The 17503-nt window shown below is 44.5% G+C and carries 16 protein-coding genes; 11 read left to right on the top strand and 5 right to left on the bottom strand.

Annotation, left to right across the window (positions count from 1 at the left end; all coding sequences use genetic code 11):
- Nucleotides 1–133 precede the first annotated feature (133 nt).
- From EPL05_RS04990 to EPL05_RS04970, 5 genes are all read left to right on the top strand, one after another.
- Nucleotides 134–571, top strand: coding sequence for a hypothetical protein (locus tag EPL05_RS04990; RefSeq protein ID WP_128532696.1), 438 nt, complete (start codon nt 134–136; stop codon nt 569–571).
- Between the two features lie 238 nt (nt 572–809).
- Nucleotides 810–1902, top strand: a protein-coding gene (prfB, locus tag EPL05_RS04985; RefSeq protein ID WP_208394676.1) for a peptide chain release factor 2 whose coding sequence is annotated in 2 segments (ribosomal slippage) — nt 810–869 and nt 871–1902 — 1092 coding nt in all. Because the reading frame shifts where the segments join, the coding sequence is not laid out codon by codon here.
- A gap of 107 nt (nt 1903–2009) precedes the next feature.
- On the top strand, nt 2010–2921 hold the full coding sequence (locus EPL05_RS04980) for an alpha/beta hydrolase (RefSeq protein ID WP_128532692.1): 912 nt from the start codon (nt 2010–2012) through the stop codon (nt 2919–2921).
- A gap of 4 nt (nt 2922–2925) precedes the next feature.
- On the top strand, nt 2926–3321 hold the full coding sequence (locus tag EPL05_RS04975) for a hypothetical protein (RefSeq protein WP_128532690.1): 396 nt from the start codon (nt 2926–2928) through the stop codon (nt 3319–3321).
- On the top strand, nt 3318–3677 hold the full coding sequence (locus EPL05_RS04970; RefSeq protein ID WP_128532688.1) for a DHCW motif cupin fold protein: 360 nt from the start codon (nt 3318–3320) through the stop codon (nt 3675–3677). Before EPL05_RS04975 ends, EPL05_RS04970 begins: the two co-directional genes overlap by 4 nt.
- A gap of 167 nt (nt 3678–3844) precedes the next feature.
- Here the strand turns inward: EPL05_RS04970 and EPL05_RS04965 are convergent, their stop codons facing one another.
- From EPL05_RS04965 to EPL05_RS04955, 3 genes are all read right to left on the bottom strand, one after another.
- Nucleotides 3845–4525 (bottom strand): LytR/AlgR family response regulator transcription factor, encoded by a 681-nt coding sequence (locus EPL05_RS04965; protein ID WP_243837217.1) that lies wholly within the window; start codon nt 4523–4525, stop codon nt 3845–3847.
- A gap of 4 nt (nt 4526–4529) precedes the next feature.
- Nucleotides 4530–6059 (bottom strand): sensor histidine kinase, encoded by a 1530-nt coding sequence (locus EPL05_RS04960; RefSeq protein WP_128532686.1) that lies wholly within the window; start codon nt 6057–6059, stop codon nt 4530–4532.
- Nucleotides 6060–6208: 149 nt separating this feature from the next.
- Nucleotides 6209–7081 carry a transglutaminase-like domain-containing protein gene (locus EPL05_RS04955; protein WP_128532685.1) on the bottom strand — a complete coding sequence of 291 codons (873 nt, stop codon included), beginning with the start codon at nt 7079–7081 and terminating at the stop codon, nt 6209–6211.
- A 54-nt stretch (nt 7082–7135) separates the two neighbouring features.
- Between EPL05_RS04955 and EPL05_RS04950 the strand changes: the two genes are divergently transcribed.
- Together EPL05_RS04950 and EPL05_RS04945 are read left to right on the top strand one after the other, a co-directional pair.
- Nucleotides 7136–7921: an O-methyltransferase gene (locus EPL05_RS04950; RefSeq protein WP_128532683.1), complete on the top strand. Its 786-nt coding sequence runs from the start codon at nt 7136–7138 to the stop codon at nt 7919–7921.
- 59 nt (nt 7922–7980) lie between these two features.
- Nucleotides 7981–8472: a hypothetical protein gene (locus EPL05_RS04945; protein ID WP_128532681.1), complete on the top strand. Its 492-nt coding sequence runs from the start codon at nt 7981–7983 to the stop codon at nt 8470–8472.
- Between the two features lie 43 nt (nt 8473–8515).
- On the opposite strand, the gene EPL05_RS04940 is transcribed toward EPL05_RS04945, so the two are convergent.
- Together EPL05_RS04940 and EPL05_RS04935 are read right to left on the bottom strand one after the other, a co-directional pair.
- Complete coding sequence (locus EPL05_RS04940) at nt 8516–9097, bottom strand: Uma2 family endonuclease (RefSeq protein WP_128532679.1); 582 nt, start codon at nt 9095–9097, stop codon at nt 8516–8518.
- A gap of 44 nt (nt 9098–9141) precedes the next feature.
- Nucleotides 9142–10278 (bottom strand): BamA/TamA family outer membrane protein, encoded by a 1137-nt coding sequence (locus EPL05_RS04935; RefSeq protein ID WP_128532678.1) that lies wholly within the window; start codon nt 10276–10278, stop codon nt 9142–9144.
- A gap of 115 nt (nt 10279–10393) precedes the next feature.
- On the opposite strand from EPL05_RS04935, the gene EPL05_RS04930 reads away from it, so the two are divergent.
- The 4 genes from EPL05_RS04930 (at nt 10394) to nrfD (ending at nt 17501) form a co-directional block, all read left to right on the top strand.
- Nucleotides 10394–11374 carry a deoxyhypusine synthase family protein gene (locus tag EPL05_RS04930; protein ID WP_128532676.1) on the top strand — a complete coding sequence of 327 codons (981 nt, stop codon included), beginning with the start codon at nt 10394–10396 and terminating at the stop codon, nt 11372–11374.
- 252 nt (nt 11375–11626) lie between these two features.
- Nucleotides 11627–12898, top strand: a complete 1272-nt coding sequence (locus EPL05_RS04925) for a c-type cytochrome (protein WP_128532674.1) — start codon at nt 11627–11629, stop codon at nt 12896–12898.
- A gap of 41 nt (nt 12899–12939) precedes the next feature.
- On the top strand, nt 12940–16008 hold the full coding sequence (locus EPL05_RS04920) for a TAT-variant-translocated molybdopterin oxidoreductase (protein ID WP_128532672.1): 3069 nt from the start codon (nt 12940–12942) through the stop codon (nt 16006–16008).
- A 23-nt stretch (nt 16009–16031) separates the two neighbouring features.
- Nucleotides 16032–17501: an NrfD/PsrC family molybdoenzyme membrane anchor subunit gene (nrfD, locus tag EPL05_RS04915; protein WP_128532670.1), complete on the top strand. Its 1470-nt coding sequence runs from the start codon at nt 16032–16034 to the stop codon at nt 17499–17501.
- The last annotated feature ends 2 nt before the right edge of the window (nt 17502–17503 follow it).

The following is a 17503-nucleotide window of genomic DNA, read 5'->3' as shown; positions in this document are numbered from 1 at the left end:
AATTGTCATTATTTCAACATAAAAGTAAATTACTTTTTATTATTGAAATAATTAATTGATATATTTGTTTGGTTGATAAATAAACATCTTGTTTATCGCCAAATTCTCAATACGCTATTAAAACTTTACCGCCATGTTTGAAAAACTGTATTTACTTGTGAAAAATAACGCCGGTACGGCTGTTATCAACAACCCTTTAATTGCATCAAAATTTCACGAATCGGTTATAAACGATGCGTCGAGTTCGATCATAGAGGTGATAAAGGCGCAGATAGAGAGTGGTAAGTTAAAGGACCTGGTAAAATATTTTCAGTTTGCAGGTGTGTATGATAATCCGCTTATCAATAGTGCGGTTAATAAATTTGCTATAAAGCTGGACAAATATTACGACATCAGTTCGGCCGATGCAAAACGCATTTCCAATGAATTGATCCGCCCCGTGATGCAGGAATTGATTCGCGAAAGTAAAACCGAGCAGGACAAAGAATTTGCTTTAAGTACCCTTCTGTCAAAAATAAGCGGCAACGTTGCCGATATGGGTTTGCTTTTAACCCAGCTTAAAATAGCTTAAACAAACTAAACTTTTATATAATTAGGCTTGCTTTGTTCATTCATGGCAGGCTTTTTTTGTGGGGTGGAGTTGTTGGAAGGTTGAACGTTAAACGTTGAAAGATTTTATGCTCTGCCGTTTTATAATTAATGGCACCTTTAGCGTTACAACTTTTAAACATTCCAACAAGAATAAGTCCCGCCTTAACTTTTCAACCTCCCAACATTACAACTTTCCAACCTTTAACTATATTTGCTGCATGACCAAAGAAAATATTCAGGATTTAAGGGATAGAACAACTTCCCTGAGGAGGCATCTTTGACATCGATACCAAACTCGATGCGATGCACCAGGAACAGGAAATAACCATTGGCCCCAATTTTTGGGATCATCCTAAAGAGGCGGAAAAAGTTCTCGCTTCCATCAAAACAAAAAAAATATGGACCGACGCCTTCCAGAAGGTCGTATCGGTAGTTGAAGATACCGGCGTATTGTTCGAGTTTTTCCAGGGCGGCGATGCCACCGAGGCAGAAATGAAAGAACAGTTTGAAGCCGCGACTATCGCGGTAGAAGAGCTGGAGTTTAAAAACATGCTCAGCGCCGAGGAAGATCAGTTTAACGCGGTACTGCAAATTACCGCAGGTGCCGGCGGTACCGAAAGCTGCGACTGGGCCGCTATGCTAATGCGTATGTACATTATGTGGGGCGACAAAAACGGCTACAAAGTTTCCGAGCAAGATTACCAGCCCGGTGATGTGGCTGGTGTAAAAACCGTTACCCTGCAGCTGGAAGGCGATTTTGCCTACGGCTATTTAAAAGGCGAGAACGGTGTACATCGTTTGGTGCGCGTATCGCCGTTTGATGCTAATGCTAAGCGCCATACTTCGTTTGCATCAGTTTACGTTTACCCGCTGGTAGATGATACTATAGAGATAGAGGTAAAGGATGCCGATATAGAGTTTGAAACCTTCCGTGCAGGCGGTGCGGGCGGGCAAAACGTAAACAAGGTGGAAACCGCCGTGCGTTTATACCACAAACCATCGGGCATCATCATTAAAAACCAGGAATCCCGTTCGCAATTGCAGAACAAAGAGAACGCTATCCGGCTACTGAAATCGCAGTTATACGAGGCCGAAATGCGCAAACGCGCCGAGGCGTCGAGCGCGGTTGAGGGCAATAAAAAGAAAATTGAGTGGGGGTCTCAGATCCGCAACTACGTGCTGCACCCGTACAAGCTGGTGAAAGATCTGCGTACCGATCATGAAACTTCCAATGCCGCCGCCGTATTGGATGGCGACCTGAACGAGTTTTTAAAATCGTACCTGATGGAATTTGGCGGGCCGAAAAGTTAAGGATTGACAAATTGCATGTGACAAAATAAAAAACGATGCTGTATATCGCAGCATCGTTTTTTATTTCAGTTTTGTAACTTGCCGCAACCAATTCTTTGGATCTTTTTATGAAGAACATTTTAACCGCCCTCATTTTGACCGCTACTACGTTTACTGCTTACAGCCAGCAAAGCCCTATGCCTTTATATTCTAAAGGGGTGCCAAATTCCAAGCCAACACCAGCTGGTTATGTTGAAGTAACCGACCGCAATAATTGGATAAGCAAGGTAAGCATACCAACCATTACGCCTTATCTGCCCGAAAAAGGAACGGCAAACGGTGCGGCCATAATTGTTTTCCCGGGCGGTGGATATGGCGGACTGGCCAACAAACACGAAGGTACCGATATTGCAAAAGCGTTTAACAACATTGGCGTTACCGCCTTCCTGGTAAAATACCGCTTGCCTACTGATGAGATCATGGTAGATAAAACCATCGGCCCCCTGCAGGATGCCCAGCGTGCCATACAAATTGTAAGACAAGGGGCAGCCATTTGGGGTGTGGACCCCAACCGCATAGGTATTATCGGTTTCTCTGCGGGTGGCCACCTGGCATCAACAGCAGGTACGCATTTTGATAAAGTAGTAATAGAGAACAAGGATAACATCAGCGTTCGGCCGGATTTTATGATGCTGATATACCCGGTAATCACCTTCGGGCCAAAGGCGCATACCGGCTCGCGCGATAACCTGATCGGTAAGAACGCATCACAGGCAATGATAGATCTGTACTCCAACGAAAAACAGGTAACACCAAACACGCCACCCACATTTTTAATACACGCCCAGGACGATGGCGCAGTACCTGTAGAGAACAGCTTAATGATGTACGAGGCCCTAACCAACGCGAAGGTTAAAGTGGAGATGCACCTTTTCCAAAACGGCGGTCACGGTTTCGGGATGCCAAACCCTACCACCAAAGAGAAATGGTTTGATTGGGCAGCAGCATGGATGGATGCGAATGGCTGGTTGAAGAAGTAAAACGATGGGTTTAATATCCGGCTTGTTTGCAAAGGCCCATCCATCGCGCGAGAAAATCCTAAATAAAGGATTCAAAATGGCTATGGAGTTTGGCGAAAACTGGCTTCAACCCGTCAATAGCAGGCTAAAGGATAAATTCGGTTTCTTATCTGATGAGGAAATAACTCTGTACAGTAGTATTTGCAAAGATGCACTGGACGATAGCAGCAGCTTTATCATTGGTCGGCTCACCGAAATTGCCGATGAATGCGAAACGATAAAAGACAGCGAATTTAAGGAAGAATTTGAACGCTATTTTCTTCAAAAGTTCAATTGGGTAAATAAATCAAATATCAAACGTGCATATTCTCAAGGCATGTATTATTCATGGAGAGAGGGCTTAACTTCAGTTGTAAAATGAGCATCCCCTTCCAAACCATCCAATGGGATAGCATCCCCAAAGAAGAGCACCACGGCACCACAGGTACATCCTTTTGGCAGGTACTGCAATTGCCTGGTTTGAGAATAAGATTAGTAGAATACTCTGCCGGCTACCTTGCCAACCATTGGTGCCAGAAAGGCCATATTGTGCACTGCCTGGAAGGCGAATTTGAAAGCGAGCTGGAAACCGGCGAAATATTTACCCTAACTGCGGGGATGAGCTATGTGGTTTCTGATGATGCAAGTTCGCACCGTTCTATCTCAAAAAATGGCGTTAAGCTTTTAATTGTGGATGGGGATTTTTTGAGTGCCCAGAACTCCTATATCGTTAGTTAAGCGCTTTAAACAGCACCGAATTTGACTTTCAGTTACTTAAGTATCGGCAAAAAGTGTAAACCCTTACTTTTATTTAAATGTCTTATAATCAATTGATTATAAATTTTTCTTTTGAAAAGTGTAAACTTTTGTAAACCCTCATGCAGGCGTGCTTAAAATAAATGGTGCTACTTCACCGCTGCCAAATTCTGGTAATAAGAACTCCCCACAGGTAGCACCGCGCCGTTTACCACCAACTGGTGCCGCTCTATTTTCTCCACTTTGTTTACCGCAGCTATAAATGAGCGATGGATGCGGATGAACTGATCGGCTGGCAGCAGGTTCTCCACTTCAGATATCGTCATGCGGGAGAGGAGTTGCTTATCTTTCAGTTCAAAGTTTACATAGTTGCCGGTTGCCTCCAGGTAGCAGATGTCATCAAACATTACCTTCACCTGCTCGTACCCCGTCTTTAGGAACAGGTAATCCTTTTTATCTTCTTTGGCATTACGGAAGTTGTAAAGCTCGTAAGCTTTATTACAGGCTTTGGTGAACCGTGCCAGCGAGAACGGTTTGAGCAGATAATCTACCGCATCCAGTTCAAAACTGGTAACGGCGTGTTCGGTATAGGCGGTGGTGAATATCACCAGCGGCTTTTTGCTGAGGCAGGCGAGTAAGTCGATGCCAGAGATATCAGGCATTTTTATGTCGAGGAACAGCAGGTCAACCGGGTTATGCTGCAGGTATTCCATGGCTTTAAAGGCATCGGTAAATTCGGCTTTCAGATCAACGAACGAAACCTTAGCCGCATGGGAGCGCACCACTCCAAGGGCTAAAGGTTCGTCGTCTATGGCTACAGCGGTTATCAAAATATCAGGTCAGATTAATGGTTAAATGTATAAAAAATTCGCTCGCGTTTTCGCGGATGATCAACTCGTGCTTGTTATGGTAAAGCAGTTTTAACCGTTGTTTTACATTCACCAGTCCAATACCGCTTTTGCCTTTTTCAGGGTCGTTATCAGGACGGGTATGGATGCTGTTATGCACATCAAAATATAGTGTGTTCTCTTTAGTTTGCAAGGTTATTTTAATGTGCGATGGCTCGCGCAGGCTGATGCCATGTTTAAAAGCATTCTCTATAAACGGAATGAGCAACATAGGGGCGATTTGCAGGCCCAGGATATAGTCCTCTATTTGCACGTCTATATCAATATCGGGTGAGGTTTGGGTGCGCAGCTTTTGCAGAGCGATGTAGTTGTTAAGATAGTCTACCTCCCGGTTAAGCAAGATCTTTTCGTGCATGTTCTCCTGTAGCATAAAGCGCATCATATCGCCCAGGCGCTGGATGCCCTCGCCGGTTCGGTCGGCATTTTCTTGTATGGCGGTGCCGTAAAGGGTGTTTAGCGCGTTAAACAAAAAGTGCGGGTTTATCTGCGAGCGCAAAAAATCAAGGTTGGCGGCGGAAGTGCCGAGGGCTGTTTTTAAGTTCAGGATCTCGGCAGTGCCGGCCATGCGGCGTTTGTAAGTGATCCACGAGAATGTGGTTGTTACCAAAAGCTGGAAAATGGCGTTAAAGCCCAGCGTAATAAACACCGCCTCGTGCCGTCGTAAAGCAACTGCCAAAATAAACCCCGCCGGGATAGATACCGCCGCTACTATCATAAGCACTTTAGCCCAGTAGTGCATAAAGCGTTTCCCTTTGGCAAGCGTGACCGGTATAAGGCTATAGGTAGATAGCCCGTGCAGGCCGATTGCTACAGGTACGAACACGAACACCAGGCCGATGATATCAATATTGGCATCTATCAGCAGCAAGGAAAATATCAGCAACATCCAAAGTACCAAAGCAACAATACTATCGCGGGTAAGCATTTTGTATTCGGACTGGATGCGGTCGGTATTGTTGAGCAAGTAATTCGCCACATGCTTTATCAGGCTATAGAGCGTAAGCATCATGGTTACCCATATAGCGTAAATAAGGTTTGTTTTAAACACAAGGTTGTACACATACTCCGGCGTGTGATGGTAAAACAGGTAACCTTTAAGCCAGGTATCTGTAATGCCGCAAAACAGCCAAATCGCTCCGAAGAGCGCAACGGCCAATATGATCATTAACGTGGTTTTACGCTTTTCTATCAGCGAGGGAATAATGACAAAATTCCAAAGCAGGAACGAAAAGAAGTACAGCGTATACCGCGCCACCATGGGGAAGAAGAAATATTTGGAGTAGGAATAGTGCAAGTGGTTTTCTTCGAATAGGTACCTGTACTGCGTCCATACCACGTTTACGTTGCTATCGGCTACCCGCGCAATTAACAGCAGTAAAACAAACCCATAGATAAGGCCGGCTCCCCAGAGCTCTATTTTTTTAATGTCGACAGGTTTTTGGATAAGGGTGATCATGTTGATATAAAATTATGCCGCAAGATAACCCCGCCAATTAAGCCGCTAAAACAAATGGGACGAAAGGGCGAAAAAATGGGACAAAGCCCCCTAACCCCCTGAAGGGGGAACCAAAGTTGATGACCTTAAGCAAATCAAAAGCTCCCCCTTCAGGGGGCGGGGGGGGCTTCCAATATCCCCAGCAGCTCATTCAATTCATCTACCTTCTCGGTAGCGCCGGCGTGTTCGTACGCACTGATGAGGTTGCGCAGTACGCGTTTAATAATATCTGCGTTGGAGCAGGGTTCGTAAAATTGCTTATCGAATTTCAGATTCAGCTGTTTTAAAAACATATCTACATCGCGCCGTCCAAATATAAAACCCTTGTTAAAAGCGTTGATGTAAAACAGGATGCCGCCTTCAAATTCGGTTTCCTGGCTCTCGTCCATATAGGCCAAAATAAAGTGCTGCGGCAGGTTTACACCGTATACCGGGATATCCAATTTTTGGGCGATGATGGAATAGATGATAGCCAGCGAGATCTGGTTCCCCTTTTTACTTTCAAGCACCTGGCTGATGTAGCTGTTCTGCGCATCGCGGTGGTTGGTGGTGTTGCCGCTAAAACCGTGGATGCTGTAAAACACATGGTTCATCAGCTTTATTTGCTCCACCGGGCTCGCCTCGTTCATCATCTGCAGCCATATATCGCGTTTAATGGCTTCTATCTGGTTAATTACCTTCTGCTCATCCAGGTCGGGGTATTGGTAGCGGTTGATGATAAGGATGCCCTGCAAAAGATCGAACGCCCCACCATGGAACCACAACTGCAGATCGTTTTTTACCGTGCCAAACTGTATCTCGTGAACCAGGTTAGCAATTCGCTCTTGTTGAATAGCGTCAAATGCCTGTTCGAAGGCGCTTTCTAAATATTCGATAACTTCAGTACCATAAGAACGTAACTTTTGGTGCACATGTTCGTATACCTCCGCGTCGGTATCGTCGAGCAGTCTGATCAGGGAGTTTACTTCTTTTGGATTTATCATGTCTCTATCCGCTAAAATACTAAAGTTTGTATAATTTTGCTCCAATTTAAACCGATGTCTAATTTAACGTTTACAAAAGATTTCTTTTTTCATAGGCTTACGTCAAAAAACCGTCATGGTTTGCACTCCCCGTTTGTTTACAAACTGGTTGACGAAGTTATTTACGACCGCAAGCACAAAACCGCCTACGACAAAATAGAAAAAGAGCGCGATAACCTGCTGGTTGATGACCGTGTGATCACCGTTACCGATCTTGGTGCCGGCTCCCGGGTTAATAAGAACAACCAGAAAAAGATAAGCGATATCACTATTAACGCGCTTAAACCGCCAAAACTTGCCCAGCTATTGTATCGCCTCGCAGCCTTTGCCACCCCCAAAAACATTGTTGAACTGGGTACTTGCCTGGGCATCACTACGCTGTACCTGCACGAGGCTGCACCCGATGCCAAAGTATATACACTGGAGGGGTGCCCCGAAACGGCTAAAGTGGCTACAGAGGTATTTAAGAGCGCGGGCCTGGAAGATGTAAACCTGGTAACCGGTAATTTCGATGATACCCTGGAGGGTGTTTTAGGCAAGCAGGAGCAACTGGATTTTGTATACATAGATGGGAACCACCAGCGTGTGGCAACCCTAAACTACTTTGATCAATGCCTGCCCAAAGTACATGAAGGCACCATGCTGATATTTGACGATATTTACTGGAGCGAGGGCATGAAACAAGCCTGGGCACAAATAAAGGCCAACCCGCAGGTAACTGTAACGGTTGATCTGTTTTGGATAGGGTTGGTGTTTTTTAAAACAGGTGGGGTGAAGGAAGATTTTAAAATAAGATTTTAGAAGGATGTGCGGATATCAGATTTCAGATCTGCAAATGAGGATGACATATGATTAGATTGATGTTTTTATTTGTTCCTTTTTTAACATTTGCGCAGCCAATGCCCGTTTGGTTTACCAAATCGTTTGAAGTCCAAAAGCTAAAAGAAAAGTATAACATCGATACAAAACTTAAGCCGGGTTTTTTGGAGGCGCACTTTAATGGAGATCGTTTAAAAGATGTTGCTGTTCAGGTAATCGACAAAAAAACCAAGAAGAAAGGCATTCTCGTCATCAACGGTGGACAGCGCAAATATTTTATGTTAGGCGCGGGCTATAAGTTTACCAATGAAGATTTTAATGATACCAATTGGCTAAACGGTTGGGAGCTTTATAAGAAGCATATTGCTTATCAGACGCTGTTTAGTAATGATGGCGATATCTCGGGCAGTAAAAAGGTAAAATTACAACATACCGCAATAAATGCTTATTCGTTAGAAGAGGGCGAACCATCAGCAGGAATACTGATTTATTGGGATGGCAAAAAGTACACCTCAATTCATCAGGGAGAGTAATAGCGAGGCCCTCATCTGCCTGTTTCTTTTATCTGCACATCTCTTATACACCCTCGAAAGCGGTTTCAAGGTCTAATTCAAATCCGGGTAGTATCGGCGTAGTTATCACATCGCCAATGGTCATTAATTTTGATGGCTGGTATTTCCCTTCTACTAACACATATTTTAGAAAAGTTTTGTCCTGGGGGGAGATGATCCAGTATTCTAAAACGCCCGATTCCTCGTAAACTTCATACTTATTACGAAGCTCTTTTTGGTTATTGCCAGGCGAAAGTATTTCTACTATAATATCCGGTGCGCCAATACAGCCTCGTTTGTCCAGTTTTGCCTTATCGCATATTAAACATATATCGGGCTGTACTACGGTGTAAATCTTCTCGTTTATATTTCCGGTACGTGGAAGCCTTACATCAAAAGGGGCGCTATAAACTTTGCACGGTTTGCCACGCAAGTAACTATACAATTCGCCGGAAATAACTGCCGATATGTCCTGATGATAAAGGTTTGGTGCAGGCGTCATCTTAAATATCTTTCCTTTTATCAGTTCAAGCCTATCCTCAAATGTCCACTTAAGGTAATCAGCATAACTGTAGGTTTTATTTAAATCAAGGTCTGACAGTTGCATCGCTTCTATTTTTAATCAAAGTTAATCAATCATCTGCACATCTGCTAAAACGCTTCTCCCAAACCAATATATAAACCGCTAAACCTCGGCTCATTAGCCCGTTTTTCACCCACGCCGTAGTCCACGCGGACACTCAAGCCTTTTTCGGTATCGAAGAAATAGCGCAGGCCGCCGCCGTAGTTGGGTTTTAGTTCATCAAAACTAAAGGTGCTGTTCCATACCTGGCCGGTGCCTATAAAGCCAACCAGGCCAATGCGGCTGCCAATACGGTAACGTAGTTCGGTTTGGGCGGCTATGAGGTTACGGTCGCGGAAACGGCCGTTGTAGTAGCCGCGCATTATTTCGTCGCTGCCCAGGGCAGGCATCAAATAAAATGGCGACTGGCTGCCTGTAAGGCTTTGTTCCTGCGCGTTAAAACCCAAAACAAGGCGCTTGCTTAACGAGAAAAACTGCGCATACTCGATATTTAATAACCCGCCGCTGTAACCGCTGTTGCTGCCGATGCCTTTCATCAGGTCGAGGTAACTGGTGATGACAGCGCCTTTGGTGGTGTAGGTATTGTTGTTACGGCTATCGAATATCAGGGTTGGCCCCGCGTAAATTGTTGTACCACCGTGGCGGCCCTCAATGGCAGGGTCGGTTTCAAATACGCCGGTTTTATCGGCATCCGTAAAACGATAATCAAACCCGCCCGCAACCAGGCCGATGTACAGGTTTTGCGAGATCTTTTTTTCGCCATTCATGGCCAGTTTAAAGCGCTTCAGGCCCAGGCGGTCGGCGTTACTTTTTAAAGTATTGTTGCCCACACCATAAAAATCAAAGGGGAAATTGATGTAGGAGATGGCGGCTATGTAGTGATATTTGTTTTGGGGTGTCCAGTAATTGGTGCTCAGGCTAAAGCGGCTTTGCCCTTTTGTGGTTATGGTAGCGTAAGCGAAGATGTTAGATACACGTGTGTTGCGGTTGAGGGTATCGGTATAAAAAGAAAGCAGGCCTGCACCGCCAAGCTCCAAGCCGGTTTCGGGCGCGGTGCTTAATACGGGTAGTATTACAAAACTGCTTTTTTTGCTGCTATCTTTATCAAAATACATCTTACGGATGAATTTTGGCAGAAAGCTGTTCTGCGCGAATACGGGCTGTAAAAAGGCTGTTAAAAACAGCGCAATAATGATTTTTTTCATAAGGTAGTAGTGATGCTAAAGGTAAAGTTTAAGCATTTGTTTTACCCAATTTTCAAATTAAAATTCTGTTGTGCTCAAAATGCCTACTTTTGCAAAATAATCAGCATAAATAAATATGAGCACAGAAAGAGGCCCTATATCACAATTTATCGAAAGAAATTATCTGCACTTTAATGCAGCAGCGTTAATGGATGCAGCCAAAGGCTACGAAACCCACCTTACCGAAGGCGGCAAAATGATGGTTACCCTGGGTGGTGCCATGAGTACTGCCGAACTGGGTATTTCCCTTGCCGAGATGATCCGCCAGGGGAAAATAGATATCATTAGCTGTACAGGCGCTAACCTGGAAGAGGATATCATGAACCTGGTAGCGCATTCGCATTACAAACGCGTACCTAACTACCGCGACCTGAGCCCGCAGGATGAGTGGGACCTTTTAGAGAACCATTATAACCGCGTAACCGATACCTGTATCCCCGAGGAAGAGGCTTTCCGCCGTTTGCAGAAACATATTTACAAGATCTGGAAGGATGCCGATACAGCAGGTGAGCGTTACTTTCCGCATGAGTTTATGTACAAAATCTTGCTGAGCGGCGAGTTGGAGCAATACTACGAAATAGACCCTAAAAACTCGTGGATGCTGGCCGCAGCAGAAGCCAACCTGCCAATTGTTGTACCGGGATGGGAAGATTCTACCATGGGTAACATCTTTGCATCGTACGTTATCAAAGGCGAAGTAAAGGCAACTACGATGAAAAGTGGTATCGAATATATGGCCTGGCTCGCTGGCTGGTACCCTGAAAACTCCACCGGAAAGGGCATTGGCTTTTTCCAGATAGGTGGTGGTATTGCGGGCGATTTCCCTATATGCGTAGTGCCAATGCTTTACCAGGATATGGAAATGCCGGAGATCCCTTTCTGGAGTTATTTCTGCCAGATCTCCGATTCTACAACTTCATACGGCTCATACTCAGGTGCTGTGCCAAACGAAAAAATAACCTGGGGCAAGTTGGATATCAATACCCCAAAATTCATTGTAGAATCTGATGCAACCATTGTTGCACCACTTATTTTTGCCTGGATATTAAAACAATAACACTTTTTTTGGAATATTTCAAAAAAAGATTCTTTTTTAAATATCATTCAAAAACGCAAAAAGGCCCTTTTTAGCCATTTAAAGGGCTTTTTTAATTTGTTTAGAACGATTATAAATTAGATATTAGTGTCATTAATTTGTCAGTGATACTGTAATAAATTTTACTTTTGTGGCTGAAAAAGCGGGTAAAACATACTTCTTTACGTCAGTTTATCACATTAACTACATAATTATTTAGCATAAATACACTTTATGAGAAATATCTCATTGATTCTTAAACAGTTCTCTAAGTCGGTTTTGCTGGTAGCAGGCATGGCGCTATGCGGGCTTACTGCCAACGCGCAAGCCGATCCAGCTAAGGGAGAAGCCATCTTTAAAGCCAAATGTACAGCATGTCATAAGATAGATGTGCGCATGACGGGCCCCGCTTTGGGTCCGCAGCTTACTGAGGAAACTGATGATGCTTACCTAACCAAGTGGATCCAGAACAACCAGGCATTAATTGCTGCAAAAAACCCTAAGGCACTCAAAATTTATAATGAGTACAACCAGGCAGGCATGACGGTTTTTTCCGAACTTGCCGATGCGGATGTAGCTAACGTTATAGCTTATGTACGCGACGACTGGAAAAAACAGCAGGCTGATAAAGCCAAAGCGCCTGCCGGCGGAGCTACCGCAGCTGCAGATTCGGGCCCAAGCAGCTTGGCTATTTTCGCGCTTATCGGCGTTATAGTAATTGCCTTCATTGTAATACTCGTTTTAAACAAGGTTATTGCAACGCTCGAGCGTTTGTTGTTAAGCAACAAAGGTTTATTGGTTGAAGAAGAAGAAACCGAAGAAAAAGTAAAAGGCGATAAATTAGCGGTAGTTAAAAAAGCGCTGAAGAATAAAAAACTTATTTTCTTCATCGTGCTGTGCGGTACCGTTGCTATGGGCAGCATGAGCTGGGTAACTATGTGGAACACTAACGTTCACCAGGGATACCAACCGGTACAACCTATCAAATATTCGCACAAACTGCACGCGGGTACTATGAAACTGGAGTGCCAGTATTGCCATACCGGCGCGTTCAAATCTAAAAACGCTTCTATACCATCGTTAAACGTTTGTATGAACTGCCACAAGGCCGTTAAAACTGAATCTCCTGAGATCCACAAAATATACGATGCTTTGGGTTACGATCCGCAGACCCAAAAATACGATACTACAAAAGCACATCCTATACAGTGGGTGCGTGTACACAACCTGCCAGATCTGGCTTACTTTAACCACTCGCAACACACTGTTGTTGGTGCCATCAAATGTCAGAAATGCCATGGTGAAGTACAGGAAATGCAGGAAGTATACCAATACTCGCCGCTTACCATGAAATGGTGTATACAGTGCCACAAACGCACCAACGTTAACTACAAAGGAAACGGTTACTACGATAAGATACTTGCATTGCACGATGCTATCAAAAAAGGCAAAAAACCTACAGTTGATGTATTAGGCGGTATCGAATGCGCCAAGTGCCATTATTAATAAACGAAATAGAACTTAACATTACAGTTTATATAGCTTAAATGGATAGCAATAAAAAATACTGGAAAGGTTTAGAGGAACTAAACAGAACGCCAGAATTTGTTGAGAAAAATAAACACGAGTTTGCGGAGGCGATCCCTATTGAAGAGGTATTAAGTGGAGGAGGGTTGTCTGCAAAAACACCCCGCCGCGACTTTTTAAAGGCGCTTGGCTTTGGTGTGGGTGCGGTTACTTTGGCAGCTTGCCAAAAGGTGCCGGTACACAAATCTATACCATATCTTGTAAAACCTGAGGAAATTACCCCGGGTATAGCTAACTACTATTCATCAACTTATGACGGCAGCGCGATACTTGTAAAAACCCGCGAAGGCAGGCCAATTAAGATTGAAGGTAACCCTGGTGACCTTTTATCAAAGGGCGGTTTAAGTGCGCAGGCGCAAGCTTCGGTACTTGAATTGTACGATACCAGCCGCGTAAAAGACCCTAAGTTAAATGGCAACCCAACAGGCTGGCCACAACTTGATAAATTTGTTAAGGACGAGCTTACCGCTATTAAAGCCGGTGGCAAGAGAATAAGCATTGTATCATCAACCGTACACAGCCCATCTACGTTAGCTGTTATTGCTGATTTTATTACCGCGTTCCCTACTGCGAGCCATGTTACTTATGATGCAGTATCTTACACAGGCATTATCCAGGCAAACAAAAACAGCTTTGGTAAAGCCGTATTGCCGCACTACTATTTTGATAAAGCTGATGTAATTGTAAGTTTTGGCGCCGATTTCCTTGGAACATGGATCTCTGGCGAGGAATTTACATCACAATACGTTAAAAACAGGAATAACAAATCCCTGGAAGCAAAGAAAATGTCGCGCCACATCCAGTTTGAAAGCGGGATGAGCATGACAGGTACCAATGCCGACGTTCGTATGCCGATAAAACCATCGGAAGATGGTGTGGCGCTGATGAACTTGTACAATGCATTATCAGGTACAACTTTACCGGGTTCTAAAAAGTTAACTAACGCGAATGCCGATAAAGCGATCGTTTTAGTAGCAAAAGAGCTCTTAGCAGCAAAAGGCAGATCACTGGTTGTTGCCGGTTCTAACGATGTATCGGTGCAAACACTGGTAAATGCCATCAACTCGCTATTGGGCAGCTACGGTGCTACTATTGATTTGGATAACCCATCACGCCAGTATGCCGGTAACGATACCGATTGGACCAAGTTTGTAGCTGACGCGAAAGCTGGTTTGGTAGATGCGGTATTATTCCTGGATGCAAACCCCGCTTACGATTATTACAACACTAAAGATATTGAGGCCGCGCTTAAAAAGGTTCGCCTTAAAGTAACGTTCTCAGATCATGACGACGAAACCGCAGCTTTATGTAACGCGGTTGCGCCTAACCACCACTACCTGGAATCGTGGGGTGATGATAGCGCGATAGAAGGTTACTACACCGTAGTACAACCTACTATTAACCCGGTTAATAACACCCGCCAGGCCGAAGAAAGCCTGTTGCTGTGGAGCGATAACGCGGTTAAAACTTACTATACTTATTTAAGAGCCAACTGGGAAACCAACTTATTAGCCAAAGGCGCTTTAGCCGGCCAGGCTGGTTGGGAAGCCCTTTTACAAAAAGGTTTTATTAACGCGGCGCCGGCTGCAACAGGTACCTACAGCTTTGCTTTAGACCTTAACGCCGTTGCACAAACCATACTAAGCCAAAGTGGAAAAATTGCTGCAGGTGGTAAATACGAGTTACAGGTTTACCAAACACCCGCCATGCGCGATGGTAAAAAAGCAAACAACCCTTGGTTACAAGAGCTGCCGGATCCGGTATCTAAAGTTACCTGGGATAACTTTGCGGCCATGTCGCCATCTGATATCAAAGACCTTGGGCTTGACGAGTTCCAGGTGGTAACTATAAAAGGCGTTAACGGGTATTCGGTAAGCTTACCGGTTTTATCTCAACCGGGCCAGGCAAGGGGCACAGTATCGGTAGCCGTAGGTTATGGCCGTACTGCGGCAGGCCTTGTTGGTAACAACGTTGGTAAAAATGCATATCCTTTCTATAACCTGCTGAATGGTACGTTCCAAACTACCTCGGCAGTATCTGTAGATGTAACAAGCGATATATTTCCGCTTTCGCAAACACAAACGCACCACTCTTTTGAGGGCCGAAATATTATCCGCGAAGCAACCTTTACCGAGTACAAAAAGAACCCGGCAGCAGGTAGTGGCAAAGAAGGCGAACAAGAGAAAATGTATGACCTTTGGGAAAAGAGCGTAGATGACGCAAGTCACTCACGTCCTGTTTACGATTGGGTTATGGCTATTGACCTTAACGCTTGTACCGGTTGCGGTGCTTGTGTGGTAGCTTGTAGCGCCGAAAACAACATCCCGGTTGTAGGTAAAGATGAAGTTGGCCGTCGACGCGAAATGCACTGGATCCGTATTGACCGCTACTACAGCTACGATAATGGTAAAGGCGAGTTCAATGTTACAAAAGAGAGAGAAATAGATGAGTTGAAAGACTTCGAGAACGTATCTGTAGTTCACCAGCCTATGCTTTGCCAGCACTGCGATCACGCACCTTGCGAAACTGTATGCCCGGTATTAGCTACTGTACACTCAAGCGAAGGCTTAAACCAAATGGCTTACAACCGTTGCGTTGGTACACGCTACTGCGCAAATAACTGCCCGTACAAAGTGCGCCGCTTTAACTGGTTTAACTACTGGAACGATAGCCGCTTTGATAACTACCTGAGCAACGAACACACACAATTAGTATTGAACCCTGACGTTACCACCCGTTTCCGTGGGGTAATGGAAAAATGCTCGATGTGCGTTCAGCGTATCCAGGCCGGTAAGTTAAAGGCTAAGATAGAAAAACGTCCATTGGCCGATGGTGAGGTTAAAGTTGCCTGCCAGCAAACATGTTCTGCAAACGCTATCGTTTTCGGTAACCGTAACGATCCTAACTCTGAAGTTTCAAAAGCTTTAAACAGTGAAAGGACTTACTATGTACTGGAAGAACTTAACGTAAAACCGGGCATTGGTTACCAAGTAAAAGTAAGGAACACATTATCAGATTTACAGGCTTAATTATTACAAGAGATTTATAATATATGGCATCTCACAATGAATCAATAATCAGGGAACCGTTAATTACGGGCAAAGGTATAACCTATGCCCAGATCACTAACGACGTTTTAAACCCTGTAGAAAATAAACCTAATAAAGCCTGGTGGATAGGCTTTACTGTCGCTTCTTTAGGCTCGTTACTTTGGGTTGTATCTATCAGCTACACCTTTTGGTTCGGCTTAGGCGCATGGGGTTTAAACAAAACAGTAGGATGGGCCTGGGATATCACCGGTTTCGTATGGTGGGTAGGTATTGGTCACGCCGGTACGCTTATATCCGCGGTACTATTAATATTCCGCCAAAACTGGCGAAATTCCATTAACCGGTCTGCCGAGGCGATGACCATCTTCGCGGTAATTTGCGCGGCCACGTATATTGTGGCGCACATGGGCCGCCCGTGGTTAGCATACTTTACTTTGCCACTGCCAAACCAGTACGTACTTTGGGTAAACTGGAACTCAGCGTTGATGATGGACGTGTTCGCTATCTCTACTTACTTCTCTGTATCATTATTATTTTGGTACACAGGTTTATTGCCGGATATCGCTTCTATCCGCGACCGGGCAACGGGTTTACGCCGCCGTATCTACTCTATCCTTTCTTTCGGATGGACAGGCTCGGTAAAAACCTGGCAGCGTTTTGAGACCGTGTCGCTAATATTAGCCGGTATCTCTACACCACTGGTGCTTTCGGTACACACTATCGTATCCTTCGACTTTGCTACATCCCTCGAACCGGGATGGCACACAACCATATTCCCGCCATACTTTGTTGCGGGTGCTATCTTCTCGGGTTTCGCCATGGTGCAAACACTATTGCTGGTTACGCGTAAGGTATTAGGTTTAGAAAACTACATCACGATGTTCCACATCGAATCGATGAATAAAATCATCATGCTTACAGGTTCAATTGTAGGTGTGGCGTATATTACCGAGTTCTTTATTGCATGGTACTCTGGTGTAGAATACGAACAATACGCTTTCATCAACCGCGCGACCGGCCCGTACTGGTGGGCATACTGGAGTATGATGAGCTGTAACGTAATTTCTCCCCAGTTGTTCTGGTCGAGCAAATTGCGCAGAAGCATCAAGTTCTCCTGGTTCTTGTCTATCATCGTTAACATAGGTATGTGGTTCGAGCGTTTCGTGATCATCGTTACTTCCCTGCACCGCGATTATATTCCTTCGAGCTGGGTTATGTTTTACCCAACCTGGGTTGACGTAAGTGTGTTCATCGGCTCTATCGGCATCTTCTTCACCATGTTCCTGTTATTTATCAGGGTGTTACCTTCGGTAGCTATGGCAGAAGTGAAGTTATTGTTGAAATCATCCAGTGAGCAAGCTAAGAAGAAAGAAATAGAGGAAGGACACCTCGATCCTGTAGAAGTGCAGTATTACAAAGAGTCGTTAGTTAAATACGATAGTGTTGACATGTCTGATTACGAAAAAATATAAAA

This window comes from Mucilaginibacter gilvus (assembly GCF_004054195.1).
Taxonomy (GTDB): Bacteria; Bacteroidota; Bacteroidia; order Sphingobacteriales; family Sphingobacteriaceae; genus Mucilaginibacter; species Mucilaginibacter gilvus.
This window is presented reverse-complemented; position numbering and strand designations above follow the sequence as displayed.